Annotated in this window: 14 protein-coding genes and 1 pseudogene; 1 reads left to right on the top strand and 14 read right to left on the bottom strand. The window is 70.9% G+C overall.

From position 1 onward, the window contains the following. Window positions 1-236: 236 nt before the first annotated feature. The 12 genes from ACWCQS_RS37120 to ACWCQS_RS37065 all read right to left on the bottom strand — a co-directional run bounded on the left by ACWCQS_RS37120 (window position 237) and on the right by ACWCQS_RS37065 (window position 9914). Window positions 237-1175 carry a glutaminase gene (locus tag ACWCQS_RS37120; RefSeq protein WP_451008559.1) on the bottom strand — a complete coding sequence of 313 codons (939 nt, stop codon included), beginning with the start codon at window positions 1173-1175 and terminating at the stop codon, window positions 237-239. Between the two features lie 64 nt (window positions 1176-1239). After that, window positions 1240-2652, bottom strand: coding sequence for an aspartate ammonia-lyase (gene aspA / locus ACWCQS_RS37115; RefSeq protein WP_451008558.1), 1413 nt, complete (start codon window positions 2650-2652; stop codon window positions 1240-1242). A gap of 56 nt (window positions 2653-2708) precedes the next feature. Next, on the bottom strand, window positions 2709-3725 hold the full coding sequence (locus ACWCQS_RS37110; RefSeq protein ID WP_451008557.1) for an asparaginase: 1017 nt from the start codon (window positions 3723-3725) through the stop codon (window positions 2709-2711). A 41-nt stretch (window positions 3726-3766) separates the two neighbouring features. Next, window positions 3767-5206, bottom strand: a complete 1440-nt coding sequence (locus ACWCQS_RS37105; protein WP_451008556.1) for an amino acid permease — start codon at window positions 5204-5206, stop codon at window positions 3767-3769. Further along, window positions 5203-5883 carry a FadR/GntR family transcriptional regulator gene (locus ACWCQS_RS37100; protein ID WP_450984669.1) on the bottom strand — a complete coding sequence of 227 codons (681 nt, stop codon included), beginning with the start codon at window positions 5881-5883 and terminating at the stop codon, window positions 5203-5205. The genes ACWCQS_RS37105 and ACWCQS_RS37100 overlap by 4 nt, the downstream gene beginning before the upstream one ends. A 172-nt stretch (window positions 5884-6055) precedes the next feature. Continuing rightward, complete coding sequence (locus ACWCQS_RS37095; RefSeq protein WP_451008555.1) at window positions 6056-6892, bottom strand: undecaprenyl-diphosphate phosphatase; 837 nt, start codon at window positions 6890-6892, stop codon at window positions 6056-6058. 75 nt (window positions 6893-6967) lie between these two features. Then, a complete protein-coding gene (crcB, locus tag ACWCQS_RS37090; RefSeq protein WP_451008554.1) occupies window positions 6968-7342 on the bottom strand; it encodes a fluoride efflux transporter CrcB in 375 nt (124 codons plus the stop codon). Between the two features lie 2 nt (window positions 7343-7344). Continuing rightward, complete coding sequence (locus tag ACWCQS_RS37085) at window positions 7345-7719, bottom strand: DUF190 domain-containing protein (RefSeq protein ID WP_451008553.1); 375 nt, start codon at window positions 7717-7719, stop codon at window positions 7345-7347. Continuing rightward, window positions 7716-8177 carry a fluoride efflux transporter CrcB gene (gene crcB, locus ACWCQS_RS37080; RefSeq protein ID WP_451008552.1) on the bottom strand — a complete coding sequence of 154 codons (462 nt, stop codon included), beginning with the start codon at window positions 8175-8177 and terminating at the stop codon, window positions 7716-7718. The genes ACWCQS_RS37085 and crcB (ACWCQS_RS37080) overlap by 4 nt, the downstream gene beginning before the upstream one ends. Before the next feature lie 67 nt (window positions 8178-8244). Continuing rightward, a complete protein-coding gene (locus ACWCQS_RS37075) occupies window positions 8245-9213 on the bottom strand; it encodes an SMP-30/gluconolactonase/LRE family protein (protein WP_451008551.1) in 969 nt (322 codons plus the stop codon). A gap of 48 nt (window positions 9214-9261) precedes the next feature. After that, window positions 9262-9549: an ArsR family transcriptional regulator gene (locus ACWCQS_RS37070; RefSeq protein WP_451008550.1), complete on the bottom strand. Its 288-nt coding sequence runs from the start codon at window positions 9547-9549 to the stop codon at window positions 9262-9264. Between the two features lie 188 nt (window positions 9550-9737). Further along, window positions 9738-9914, bottom strand: coding sequence for a hypothetical protein (locus tag ACWCQS_RS37065; protein WP_451008598.1), 177 nt, complete (start codon window positions 9912-9914; stop codon window positions 9738-9740). A 69-nt stretch (window positions 9915-9983) separates the two neighbouring features. On the opposite strand from ACWCQS_RS37065, the pseudogene ACWCQS_RS37060 reads away from it, so the two are divergent. Next, a pseudogene (locus tag ACWCQS_RS37060) lies at window positions 9984-10747 on the top strand (LacI family DNA-binding transcriptional regulator); the annotation flags it as partial. A gap of 91 nt (window positions 10748-10838) precedes the next feature. On the opposite strand, the gene ACWCQS_RS37055 reads toward ACWCQS_RS37060, so the two are convergent. Both ACWCQS_RS37055 and ACWCQS_RS37050 read right to left on the bottom strand, forming a co-directional pair. Further along, window positions 10839-11522, bottom strand: a complete 684-nt coding sequence (locus tag ACWCQS_RS37055; RefSeq protein ID WP_451008549.1) for a response regulator — start codon at window positions 11520-11522, stop codon at window positions 10839-10841. Continuing rightward, window positions 11519-12370 carry a sensor histidine kinase gene (locus ACWCQS_RS37050; protein ID WP_451008548.1) on the bottom strand — a complete coding sequence of 284 codons (852 nt, stop codon included), beginning with the start codon at window positions 12368-12370 and terminating at the stop codon, window positions 11519-11521. The genes ACWCQS_RS37055 and ACWCQS_RS37050 overlap by 4 nt, the downstream gene beginning before the upstream one ends. Window positions 12371-12480: the final 110 nt, after the last annotated feature.

The following is a 12480-nucleotide window of genomic DNA, read 5'->3' as shown; positions in this document are numbered from 1 at the left end:
TGAGAAACGATGACTTTCGGGCGTACGGGAGGTCACTTCTGTGCACCATCGGCCTGTCCTTCGGCGCCCTCCTGCCCGCCCTCGCCGCAACGCGCCAGGTCGTCCCCGAGCCGGGTCGGGCGGCTCAGCCGCCTGCGCCCCACCGCCGTTGACCGGTCAGGACCAGCCCGGTCTGCTCGCCCACATGGTGCCGTGCGGGGCGGACGCAGTCCGTCGGACTGAAGGGTGCGGGCCGGTCAGAACACCGAGAGCCCGGTCAGCGTGGTGAACCGGTCGAGGGCCGCCACTCCGGCCACCGAGTTGCCGCGCTCGTCCAGGCCCGGGCTCCACACGCACAGCGTGCACCGGCCCGGTACGACGGCGATGATCCCGCCGCCGACGCCGCTCTTGCCGGGCAGGCCCACGCGGTAGGCGAAGTCCCCGGCCGCGTCGTACGTCCCGCAGGTCAGCATCACCGCGTTGACCTGCTTGGCCTGGCTGCGGGTGAGCAGCCGGCCGCCGTCGGCGCGGATGCCGTGCCGGGCGAGGAAGCCGGTGGCGAGGGCAAGGTCGGCGCAGGAGGCGGTGATGGAGCACTGCCGGAAGTACTGGTCGAGCAGGGTCGGCACGTCGTTGTCGATGTTGCCGTAGGACGCCATGAAATGCGCGAGGGCGGCGTTGCGGTCGCCGTGGGCGGTCTCGGAGGCGGCGACCTCCTTGTCGAAGTCCAGGGTGGCGTTGCCGCTCTCGGTGCGCAGAAAGGTGAGCAGCTCGCCGGCCGCGTCACCGGTACGGGTCTGGAGGCGGTCGGTGACGACGAGGGCGCCCGCGTTGATGAAAGGATTCCGCGGGATGCCGTTCTCGTACTCCAGCTGGACCAGGGAGTTGAAGGGGTTGCCGGAGGGCTCGCGGCCCACGTGCTCCCAGAGTTCGTCGCCCTCGCGCGCCAGGTCCAGGGCCAGAGTGAAGACCTTGGTGATGGACTGCGTGGAGAACGGCTCGCGCCAGTCCCCCACCCCGTACACCGTGCCGTCCAGCTCGGCGACGGCCATGCCGAAGCGGCGGGGATCGCAGGCGGCGAGGGCCGGGATGTAGTCGGCGGCCCGGCCGCGGCCGGGGGTGCGCTCGATCTCCTCGGCGATGCGCTCCAGGACCGGCAGGAAGGTGAGGGACGACGTCGTTGTCATGATCACCATTGTGCCTCCGGACCGGCCCTGGAGCCCATTCGCGTACGGGTTGATATCTGCCCGTAACCGCAGGTCAGGCGGCAGGTGCCCCGCTGCCCGCGACGACCTCGGGGCGCAGCAGCTCGGCGAGCCGCTCGGCCGGCAGGAGGCCCTTCTCCAGGACGAGTTCGGCCACGCCCCGGCCCGTGACGAGCGCCTCCTTGGCGATCTCGGTGGCGGCCGTGTACCCGATGTGCGGATTGAGGGCGGTGACCAGGCCGATGGAGTTCTCCACGGTGGCGCGCAGCCGGTCGGTGTTGGCGGTGATGCCGGACACGCAGCGCTCGGCCAGGGTGAGGCAGGCGCTCTGCAGGTGCGTGATGGACTCCGACAGGGAGTGCAGGATGATCGGCTCGAAGGCGTTGAGCTGGAGCTGTCCGGCCTCGGCGGCCATGGTGATGGCGACGTCGTTGCCGATCACCTCGAAGGCGACCTGGTTGACCACCTCGGGGATCACCGGATTGACCTTGCCCGGCATGATGGACGAACCGGCCTGCACCGGCGGCAGGTTGATCTCACCGAGGCCCGCGCGCGGACCGGAGGACAGCAGCCGCAGGTCGTTGCAGCTCTTGGAGAGCTTGACCGCGATCCGCTTCAGCACGCCGGACATCTGCACGAAGGCACCGCAGTCCTGGGTGGCCTCGACCAGGTTGGCGGCGGTGACCAGCGGCAGCCCGGTGATGTCGGCCAGGTGCCGGCGGGCGGCCTCGGCGTATCCGGCCGGGGCGTTGAGGCCCGTTCCGATCGCCGTGGCACCGAGGTTGATCTCATGGATCAACTCGACGGCCTCGGCAAGACGGCTGCGGTCCTCCTCGATCATGACGGCGAATGCGGAGAACTCCTGACCGAGCGTCATCGGCACGGCGTCCTGCAATTGTGTACGGCCCATCTTGAGCACGTCACGGAACTCGACGGCCTTGCGGGCGAAGGCGTCCTGCAGTACGGCCATCGCCTTGAGCAGGCCACGGACCGCGAACACCGTCGCTGTCCTGACGGCGGTCGGGTAGACGTCATTGGTCGACTGACCGAGGTTGACGTCCTCATTGGGGTGCAGATACATGTACTCGCCCTTGGCGTGACCGAGCAGCTCCAGCGCCCGGTTGGCCACGACCTCGTTGGCGTTCATGTTGGTGGACGTGCCGGCGCCGCCCTGGATGACGTCGACGACGAACTGGTCGTGCAGCTTGCCCGCCCGGATCTCCTGGCAGGCGGCCACGATCGCGCGCGCCTTCTCCGGCGCCAGCAGGCCGAGTTCCTCGTTGGCGAGGGCGGCGGCCTCCTTGACGGCGGCCAGGGCGTCGATCAGATGCGGGTAGGCGGAGATCGGGGTGCCGGTGATGGGGAAGTTCTCCGTCGCGCGCAGGGTGTGCACACCCCAATAGGCGTCGGCGGGTACGTCACGGTCGCCGAGCAGATCGTGCTCACTGCGCGTGGTGGCGGCGGTCATGAGGGTAGGGTCCTCTTTCCGAGGGTTGAGGGTGTGAGGGGCGCGGGCACCGAGTGCTACGCGCAGGCAGGGAACGGAACCGGATCCAGCGCACGCACAGCCTGCACGCACCCCACCGGCTCCCCACCCCCGAGCAACGGCTCTCCGGCGAACTCGGTCAGCAACTCGGGGGCCACGCCCGCGCGAGCGAGCGCCGCGGCCGCGACCGGAATCCGCGCCCGATTCGCCCCGTCGGCGATCTTCACCGCGATGGCTCGGCCATCAGGCAGGGCAGCGACCTGAACGCCCTCGAAGCCGTCCTTGGCCAGCAGTCCGGGCACGGCCCGCATGAGCGCGGCGACATCGCGCCCAGAGCCGGAGGCCATCTCGGCGTGCGTGCGCATTGCGTCGGCGACCCGGGCCTCGGGGGTGCCCGGGGCGGCCGAGGTGATCCGGGCCAGGGCGCGGGCGAGGCCGTGCAGGGAGATGGCGAACAGCGGCGCGCCGCAGCCGTCCACGGTGACCCGGGCGACCCGCTGGCCGGTCAGGTCCTCGACGATCTCCTGGATCGCCTGCTGGAGCGGGTGCTCCGGGTCGAGGTAGTCACTCAGGGACCAGCCGTTGAGCTTGGCCGTCCACAGCATGGCCGCGTGCTTGCCGGAGCAGTTCTGGGCCAGCCGGGAGGGCATGCGGCCCTCGCGCACCCAGGAGTCCCGGACGACCGGGTCGAACGGCATGTCGGGGACGTTGCGCAGGTCGTCCTCGGTGAGCCCGGCGAGTTCGAGGATGCGCCGGGTGCCGGCCAGGTGGCGGTCCTCGCCGGAGTGGCTGGCGGCGGCCAGCGACAGCAGTTCGCCGTCCAGCGGCAGCCCGGCCCGCAGCATGGCCACGGCCTGGAGGGGCTTGACGGCCGAGCGCGGGTAGAAAGCGGCCTCGATGTCGCCGAGTTGGAACTCCACCCGGCCGTCGGCGCCGAGGACGACGACGGAGCCGTGGTGGATGCCCTCGACGACTCCACCGCGGATGAGGTGGGCGACCGGGGCGTGGAGTGGTTCGCGGACGAGGGGTGCGTCTGCGGGGGAACTGCTGTACATCACTGCCTGCATCGATGGGTTGGGACGGGCCGGGTCGCGGGTCACGCGTCGGCACCCGTGGATGTCCGGGATATCCGGCCGCGGATGCCGTACCAGCCCGCGACCAGGGTTGCGACGATCAGCGGCAGACAGAGCACGGTGGTGCGTCCGGCGCCGCCGTCGGCGTACATGAGGACCAGGACGGAGGCGAGGAACGCCAGCGTCACGACCTCGGTCCAGGGGGAGCCCGGCAGCCGGTACGACGGCCGGGTCAGTTCGCCCTTCCGGGTCTTCTGCCAGAAGAGCAGGTGACAGAGCATGATCATGCCCCAGGTCGCGAGGATGCCGATCGCCGCGAAGTTGAGGACGATCTCGAACGCGTCGGCGGGGACGACGTAGTTGAGGCCCACGCCGAGGACACAGATACCGCTGGTGAGCAGGATTCCGCCGTACGGCACCTGGCTGCGGCTCATCCGCGCGGTGAACTTCGGGGCCGACCCGCTCATGGCCATGGAGCGCAGGATGCGGCCGGTGGAGTAGAGGCCGGAGTTCAGCGAGGACATGGCGGCGGTGAGCACGACCAGGTTCATCACGTCGCCGGCCGCCGGGATGCCGATGTGCGACAGGACCGTCACGAAGGGGCTCTCGCCGGCGCTGTACGCGTTCCAGGGCATCAGCATGGACAGCAGGACGACGGAGCCGACGTAGAACAGGCCCACGCGCCACATGATCGAGTTGATCGCCTTCGGCATGATCTTCTCGGGGTTCTCGGTCTCACCGGCGGCCACGCCGACCAGTTCGACGGAGGCGTAGGCGAAGACGACACCCTGGATGATCAGCAGCATCGGCAGCAGGCCGTTGGGAAAGACGCCGCCGTTGTCGGTGATCAGGGACGGGCCGGGGTGGTGGCCGGCCACCGGGTGCTGGGTGACCAGCAGGAAGATGCCGATCGCCATGAAGACCACGAGCGCGCCGACCTTGACGATCGCGAACCAGAACTCCAGTTCGCCGAAGATCTTCACCGAGATCAGGTTCACGGTCAGGACGACCGCCAGGGCTATCAGCGCGATCACCCACTGCGGGATGTCGGAGAACATGCCCCAGTAGTGGGTGTAGGTGGCGACGGCGGTGATGTCGGCGATGCCGGTGGTCGCCCAGTTGAGGAAGTACATCCAGCCCGCGGTGTAGGCGCCCTTCTCGCCCAGGAACTCCCGGGCGTACGACACGAAGGCGCCGGAGGACGGGCGGTACAGGACGAGTTCGCCGAGGGCGCGTACGACCAGAAAGGCGAAGACGCCGCAGACGGCGTAGGCGATGAACAGGGAGGGCCCGGCGTCGGCGAGCCGCCCGCCCGCGCCGAGGAAGAGGCCGGTGCCGATGGCTCCGCCGATGGCGATCATGTTGACGTGCCGGTGCTTCAGGCCTTTGCTGTAGCCGGCGTCTCCGGCGTCGACATGGCCGGACGAGGGGCGCGTCTCGTCTTTGAGGTGCTGCTCGCTCACGCCTCGGGTCCGCCTTCCGTGGGGAGATCGTCCGTCCGCTGGGGACGGACGATGTCGGTGAGGGTCGTCTCGACGCGGTCCAGGTGGTGGCTCATGGCCTGGACGGCGTCGTGTTCGGAACCGTCGATCAGCGCTTCGACGATGGCCCGGTGCTCGCGATTGGACTGCTCGCGGCGCCCGCCCAGCTCGTTGAGGAAGGCCGACTGACGCGCCAGTGCGTCGCGGATCTCCTCGATGACCCGGCGGAAGACCGGGTTCTGGGCGGCTTCGGCGATCGCGAGGTGGAAGAGGGTGTCCATCGCGACCCAGGCCGTGGTGTCCGTCTCCCGCTCCATGCGGTCGAGCAGATGGGCCAGGTGGTCCAGGTTCTCCGGGGTGCGGCGCGCGGCCGCGTAGCCCGCGACCGGGATCTCGATGTGCCGGCGCACCTCGAGCAGGTCGCTGGCCGCGTAGTCGCCGAAGGTGGGGTCCTCGACGGCGTTCGCGACGACGAAGGTGCCCTTGCCGGTCCGGGAGACCGTGAGGCCCATCGTCTGCAGCGCGCGCAGCGCCTCGCGCAGCACGGGCCGGGACACCTCGAGGGTGCGGCACAGCTCGGCCTCGGAGGGGAGCTTGTCGCCGATGGCGTACTCGCCGCGTTCGATGGCGCCGCGGAGGTGGGCGAGGACCGCTTCCATGGCGCTCACACGCCGGGGACCCTGACCACCTGTCTGGCTGTCTGACAGGTTCACGGGAGTGATCCTGCGGGTTGCGTGCCCGGGCTGTCAAGGCGTCGCGTAAGGAAACATTCACGGGGTGCGGCGCCTGAATGCAGGCATCCGCACCCCGTGGGTGATCAGGAGGGTTCGGTCAGGCGTTGAGCACGCCCGTGGCGAGCAGGCCGAGCAGGCCCACGCCGATGACGATCCGGTAGATGACGAAGGCGTTGAAGGAGTGCTTGGCGACGAACTTCAGCAGCCAGGCGATGGAGGCGTAGGCGACCACGAAGGAGACGATGGTGCCGACGGCGAGCGGCGCCGCGCCCACGCCCGCGCCGAGGGCGTCCTTGAGCTCGTAGATGCCGGCGCCGGTCAGGGCCGGAATGCCGAGGAAGAAGGACAGCCGGGTGGCGGCGACACGGTCCAGGTCCAGGATGAGCGCGGTGGACATGGTGGCGCCGGAGCGGGAGAAGCCGGGGAAGAGCAGGGCGAGGATCTGCGAGCAGCCGACCCACATCGCGTCCTTGAACGAGGTGTCGTCCTCACCGCGCTTGTGCCGGCCCATCTGGTCCGCCGCCCACATCACGGCCGAGCCGACGATCAGCGAGCCGGCCACCACCCACAGCGAGCCCAGCGGACCCTCGACCAGCTTCTTCGCGGCCAGGCCGACCACGACGATCGGGATGGTGGCGTAGATGACCCACCAGGCGAACTTGTAGTCGTGGTGGTAGCGCTCCTCACGGTTGGTCACACCGCGGAACCAGGCCGAGACGATCCGCTTGATGTCCTTGAAGAAGTACAGGAGCACGGCGGCGATGGCGCCGACCTGGATGACGGCGGAGAACCCGACGACGGACTTGTCGTCGACGGGGATGTGCATGAGCCCCTCGGTGATCTTGAGGTGACCGGTGGAGGACACCGGGAGGAACTCGGTCACCCCCTCGACTACTCCGAGGACGACGGCCTGACCGACGGAGATGGCGCTCATGGGATCCAGTTCTGAGGAGAGTTGGTCGACATTGTTGTAGACAGTACTTGTTGCGTCCGGCGCTCTGGCAAGCACCTAGGACCACAGGGCGGCGGCGATCGAGACTCCGGCGAAGGCGGCGGCGAGCCCCGCCACCACGCTCCCCACGACGTTGGCGGCAGCGTAGAGGCCGGAGCCCGCCTCGGACAGCCGCAGTGTCTCGTAGGAGAAGGTCGAGTACGTCGTCAGTGCTCCGCAGAACCCGGTGCCCACGAGCAGCTGCAGATGAGGCCCGGCCGCCCCGGCGGTGAACGCGCCCGTGAGCAGCCCGAGGATCAGCGAGCCGGTGACGTTCACCACGAAGGTGCCCCAGGGGAAGACGGAGTCGTGTCGGGCCTGCACCGCACGGTCGGTGAGATAGCGCAGCGGTGCGCCGACCACGGCCCCCGCGATGACGAGCAGCCAGTTCACAACTACTTCTCACCCTTCGGCTGCGTGCCCTCGGGGCCGCCGGTGCGCCCCACGTACCGGACGACCTCGCACTCCTCCAGGGTCACGAGCCCCTCCTCGACGAGTTCGTCGAGCTGCGGCAGGAAGGCCCGTACCCGCTCCTCGGTGTCCACTACGACGACCGCGACGGGCAGGTCCTCACTCAGGGAGAGCAGGCGGGAGGTGTGGATGAGAGAGGAGGCGCCGAAGCCCTCGATGCCCCGGAAGACGCTCGCCCCGGCGAGGCCGGCCGCGTGTGCGCGGTGCACGATCTCGGAGTAGAGGGGCTTGTGGTGCCAGGTGTCGTCCTCGCCGATGTAGACGGTCAGCCGGAGGGCACGGCCGGTGAGTGACGTCATCGCTTCCTCCTGATCAGCACACGGCGCGCGGCGATGGAGGCGAGCCACACCGCGGCGAGGGCCGCGCACAGCGTCGCGGCGAGGTAGGCGAGCCCGAGGCCCGGGCGGCCCGCGTCGACGAGCTTGCGGATGTCGACGGCGTAGGTGGAGAAGGTGGTGAAGCCGCCGAGCACGCCGGTGCCGAAGAAGGGGCGTACGAGGCGGTGGGCGGCCCACACGTCGGTGATGAGCACCATGAAGACGCCGATCACCGCGCAGCCGATGACATTGGTGAGGAAGGTCGCCCAGGGGAAGCCGCCGGACGGCGTGGGCCAGGCGAGGGCGAGGCCGTAGCGGGCGCACGCGCCGAGGGCGCCGCCGAGGGCGACCATCGCGACGACGGGTATCTGGGCACGCCACTGTGACCGCCGCCGTGGGGTGGGGCGGACACGGAGGCTCTGCGCTTCCGGGGCTGTCATGCGGGTGCGTCTCCTGTTCGGCCTGCCCCGACGGGTGATCACGGCCGGGCACCAGAGTACCGCCGTGTCAGCGGGCCGAGGTCCGTGCGCAGACCGCGACACCGGACTCCCACAGGCTGCCGAGGACGAGGTGGTCCCCGCTCGCGCAGACGCTGGTGACCATGCGGAAGCCGGAGCGGCGGCGGGTGAGGTGCCGGACCGTCCGTCCGCTGTCGTCGAGGGCCATCACCCCGATCGTCCCGCTCGGACGGTACGGCGCGTGTACGGCGGCCCGGGCGGCGGCGCCGCGCACCGCGGGCGGCGTGCGGTGCAGAAGGTCCAGCGGCGGAACCCGGGGACCGGCGAGCGCGACCCAGAGCGGGCCGTCGGGGCCCTCGCGCCAGAGGTTGTCCGGCATGCCGGGCAGCGTGGCGAAGAGGTCGGCGTGGCCGGCGCGCGGACCGGTGAGGTGGTAGCGGGTGAGGCGGCAGGCGCCGGTCTCGGCGATCACCAGGAAGTCGCCGTCGGCGCTCACCGCCAGGCCGTTGGCGAACTGCAGCCCGTCCAGCAGGACTTCGGGCTCACCGCCCTCGGGCGGCAGGCGCAGCAGCCGTCCGGTGCCGGTGTGCTCGACGATGTCGCCGATCCACTGGTCGAGTGGGTAGCGGCGGCTGGAGACGGTGAAGTACACGGTGCCGTCGGGCAGGGCGACGACGTTGCTGCAGAAGCGGAGCCGCTCCCCCGCCGCGGAGCCGGCGAGCACGCGGACGGTGCCGGCGGCGCCTTCGCCGGGATCGACGCGCAGCAGTCCACGCTCCGCGTCGCACACCAGCAGGCCGCCGTCCGGGAGGAGTTCGAGTCCGAGTGGACGGCCGCCGGTCTCGGCCAGCACCTCCACGCGGGCAGTGCGCCGGTCGCCGGGATGGTGGACGCGCAGGATCCGGCCGTCCTCCACTCCGGTCAGCACGCGCCCGTGCGCGTCGACGACGACGTCCTCGGGGCCGCGGGCGCCCAGGGAGACGTAGTGGAGCGGGACCAGTGCCGTGGGTCGGTCCATGCGCGTGCCCTTCGCGGTCGGTCGGCCCATTCCGACTGTGTCGTCCCCTCACCACCCCTTCTCGAAAACCCGGGCCACCTCCGCGATGCGGATCTCGTCGCGCCGGTAGCAGGTGCCCCGGTAGCTGCGGCGGGTGCGCAGCAGGCCGAGGCGGGTGAGGAAGTCCAGGTGGGCGACGGCGGTCCGGCGGGGCACGCCCAGCTTGGCGGCGACGGCGCGCGCGGTGACTCCCGTCTCGGCGAGGTCGCGGCGACGGGGCGCCGGAAAGTGGGCCGCGGGGTCCTTGAGCCATTCCAGGATCGACTGCCGCATCCGGCCCGAGGGAGTTCCCATCATCCGTCCGCCTCCGTCCCCGACCTCCTCGTACGCAGTGTTCCCACTGTCGCGCGGCCGACTCCGGCACGTCCGGGACTCGGCGGCCGTTGTCCGGTACCGAACGGCCGTACGAGTGAGCGGGTGCATATGGCCCCGGAAAATCGGCGAAGGCCCCACCGCCCCTTACGGCCGGGCCCGTCACCGGTGGCTCAGCGGTGGCTGAACCACGTCATGGAGGAGAGCGCCTTGTCGTCGTAGCCGAACAGGGCCTCGTTCTCGTAGCCGTTGTCGGAGGTGGCGTCCGACGCGTTCGGCGCCGCCGCCAAGAACAAGTCGGACTTCGCCGCCGCCCTGACCAAGATGCAGGACGCCACGGTCGCCGACATGAAGAAGCATGCCTTCGGGGTCTGTCAGTGACCAGCACCGCAAGCCCGAAGTCATACGGGGTCAAGGGGGCCAACGTCCTGCTGCGTGGCTGCACGCAGGCGCTGGCCGCGCACGACGTGCCACTGTTGCTGATGCTGGCGGGCACCGAGGACGAACGGCGGCCCATCACTCGGTACATCACCGCCGGTCACGTCGACGGGGTGCTGCTGGTGTCCAGCCACTCGGGCGATCCGGTCGCAGAGGAGCTGCGGGAGGCGGGCGTGCCGCTCGTCGTCTGCGGCAAACCGATCGGCCTCGGCTCCAAGGTGAGTTACGTGGCCGCGGACGACCGGGACGGGGCCCGGGACATGGTCCGGCATCTGCTGTCGCTGGGCCGGCGGCGGATCGGTGTGGTCACCGGTCCGCTGGACACCCCGGTGGCGTGGAGCGGCTCGCCGGATACCAGGAGGTGCTGGCCGAGGCGGGCATCGGGGTCGACGAGAGCCTGATCGTCTCCGGGGACTACAGCCGGGCGAGCGGTGAGGCGGGCGCGGAGCGGCTGCTGGCGCAGGCCCCGGACATGGACGCGGTGTTCGTCGCCTCCGACCTGATGGCGCAGGGCGTGCCGGCGGCGCTGCGCCGGGCCGGGAAGGGGGTGCCGGATGACATCGCTGTCGGAGGCTTCGACGACTCGCCTGCGGCTACGGCCGCGACTCCTCAGCTCACCACGATCCGGCGGCCGTGGGACCGGATCAGCAACGAGATGGTGCGGGTGCTGCTCGCGCAGATCGGCGGGGAGGATCCGGCGGCGGTGATTCTTCCTACGGAGTTGGTGCGGCGGGAGTCGGCTTGAGCGGAAACGCCCACTGGGGTGCCGCGCTGCGCCGTCGTGCGTCTGCAGCGCCGTCGTGGCTGGTCGCGCAGTTCCCCGCGCCCCTTCGGCGCTACCGCGCCCCGGGGCGAACCAGCCCCGTCTCATAGGCGAGGACCACTGCCTGGGCGCGGTCGCGCAGGCCCAGCTTGGCGAAGATCCGCGCCACGTGGGACTTGACCGTGGCCTCGCTCAGGGTCAGCTCGGTGGCCAGTTCCGTGTTGGACAGGCCGCGGCCCAGCAGCGTCAGCACCTCCCGTTCGCGGGGTGTGAGCGTGGCCAGGTCGGCGGGTACGGCATCTGGAGTGTGCTCCGTCTCGGCCGCGTACCGCTGCACCAGGCGCCGGGTGATCTGCGGGGCGAGGAGGGCGTCGCCGGTGCCGACGAGTCGTACGGCCGCCGCCAGGTGCTCCGGGGTGACGTCCTTGAGCAGGAAGCCGCTGGCCCCGAGGGAGATGGCCTCGTACACATACCGGTCCAGGTCGAACGTGGTCAGCATGAGCACACGGCAGTCCGGGTTCTGCGCCAGGATTCGGCGGGTGGCCTCCAGACCGTCCATGGCCGGCATGCGGATGTCCATGAGGACCACGTCCGGGCGCAGTTCCCGCGCCGCGGACACCGCCTCGGCGCCGTCGGCGGCCTCGCCGACCACCTCGATGCCGCGGGCGGTGAGGATCAGCCGGAAGCCGGTGCGGATCAACCTCTGGTCGTCGGCGATCAGGACGCGGGGCGCGCGCTCGGGCGTGTCCGCCGTCACGGGCGGTCCAGGGGTATGCGGGCGCGGACGCGATAGCCGCCGCCGAGTCTGCGTCGGGCGTCCAAGTCACCGCCGTAGACGGCGACCCGCTCGCGCAGGCCGATCAGGCCTCGGCCGGTGCCGGCGGACCTCGGTCTCGGGGTCGCCCGGGCGGTGCCGGTCAGCACGCTGGGGCCGGTGTTGAGGACCTCGACGCGCAGGGCGTGGTCCGCGTACCGCACGGTCACCTCCGCCGAGCCGCCGTCGCCGTGTCGGAGCGCATTGGTCAGGGCCTCCTGGATGATCCGGTACGCGGTCACGTCGATGCCCTGTGGCAGCGGGCGCGGCTCGCCGGATATGCGGACCTCGACCGGGAGCCCGGCGAAGGATATCCGGTCCACGAGCGGGCCGAGCCGGTCGAGGCCGGGCTGCGGGGCGAGGGGTGTGCTCGCCGCGTCCGCGCGCGGTCCCGGGTCGGGGGCGCCGTCGGTGCCGTCCTGTGCGGGGGCCAGCAGTCCCAGCAGATGTCTGAGGTCGGTCATCGCGCCCCGGCCGGCGTCCTCGACGGCCCTGAGGGCCGTCGCCGCCTCGTCCGGCATCGTGGCCAGCACCTCGCGGGCAGCGCTCGCCTGGACGACCATGAGGCTGACGTTGTGACTGACGATGTCGTGCAACTCGCGGGCGATCCGGTCGCGTTCGCCCGCGATCGCGGCCTCCGTGGCGCTCTCCCGCTCGCGCTCCAGCAGCCAGCCGCGCTCCCCGACCGCCGCCTGCCAGCGGCGCCGGGTGCGCACCAGCGCCACCGTCAGCCCGAGGACGGCCGCGCACGCCACCGCGAGCGCCGCCGTCAGCACGTCGTACTCCCCCATGCCGTTCATGGTCGCAGACGGCACTGACATCGGCGTCGACCTGGGGATTCAGCCCTCTGCATCCGGAGGATGAGTCCGGGGGCGGAGTGCCATCCGGGGAGGGATGCCGG

This window comes from Streptomyces sp. NPDC002076, assembly GCF_053593835.1.
Note: the sequence above shows the minus strand (reverse complement) of the source record. Positions and strands in the feature narration are given on the sequence as shown.

What these genes read in the sequence shown, in the direction of transcription:
- ACWCQS_RS37070 (WP_451008550.1), bottom strand. Translation starts at nt 9,549, where the DNA reads ATGATGGGAACTCCCTCGGGCCGGATGCGGCAGTCGATCCTGGAATGG.
- ACWCQS_RS37050 (WP_451008548.1), bottom strand. Translation starts at nt 12,370, where the DNA reads ATGGGGGAGTACGACGTGCTGACGGCGGCGCTCGCGGTGGCGTGCGCG.
- ACWCQS_RS37095 (WP_451008555.1), bottom strand. Translation starts at nt 6,892, where the DNA reads ATGAGCGCCATCTCCGTCGGTCAGGCCGTCGTCCTCGGAGTAGTCGAG.
- ACWCQS_RS37120 (WP_451008559.1), bottom strand. Translation starts at nt 1,175, where the DNA reads ATGGTGATCATGACAACGACGTCGTCCCTCACCTTCCTGCCGGTCCTG.
- aspA (WP_451008558.1), bottom strand. Translation starts at nt 2,652, where the DNA reads ATGACCGCCGCCACCACGCGCAGTGAGCACGATCTGCTCGGCGACCGT.
- ACWCQS_RS37100 (WP_450984669.1), bottom strand. Translation starts at nt 5,883, where the DNA reads ATGGAAGCGGTCCTCGCCCACCTCCGCGGCGCCATCGAACGCGGCGAG.
- ACWCQS_RS37075 (WP_451008551.1), bottom strand. Translation starts at nt 9,213, where the DNA reads ATGGACCGACCCACGGCACTGGTCCCGCTCCACTACGTCTCCCTGGGC.
- ACWCQS_RS37085 (WP_451008553.1), bottom strand. Translation starts at nt 7,719, where the DNA reads ATGACGTCACTCACCGGCCGTGCCCTCCGGCTGACCGTCTACATCGGC.
- ACWCQS_RS37065 (WP_451008598.1), bottom strand. Translation starts at nt 9,914, where the DNA reads ATGTCGGCGACCGTGGCGTCCTGCATCTTGGTCAGGGCGGCGGCGAAG.
- crcB (WP_451008552.1), bottom strand. Translation starts at nt 8,177, where the DNA reads ATGACAGCCCCGGAAGCGCAGAGCCTCCGTGTCCGCCCCACCCCACGG.
- ACWCQS_RS37110 (WP_451008557.1), bottom strand. Translation starts at nt 3,725, where the DNA reads ATGTACAGCAGTTCCCCCGCAGACGCACCCCTCGTCCGCGAACCACTC.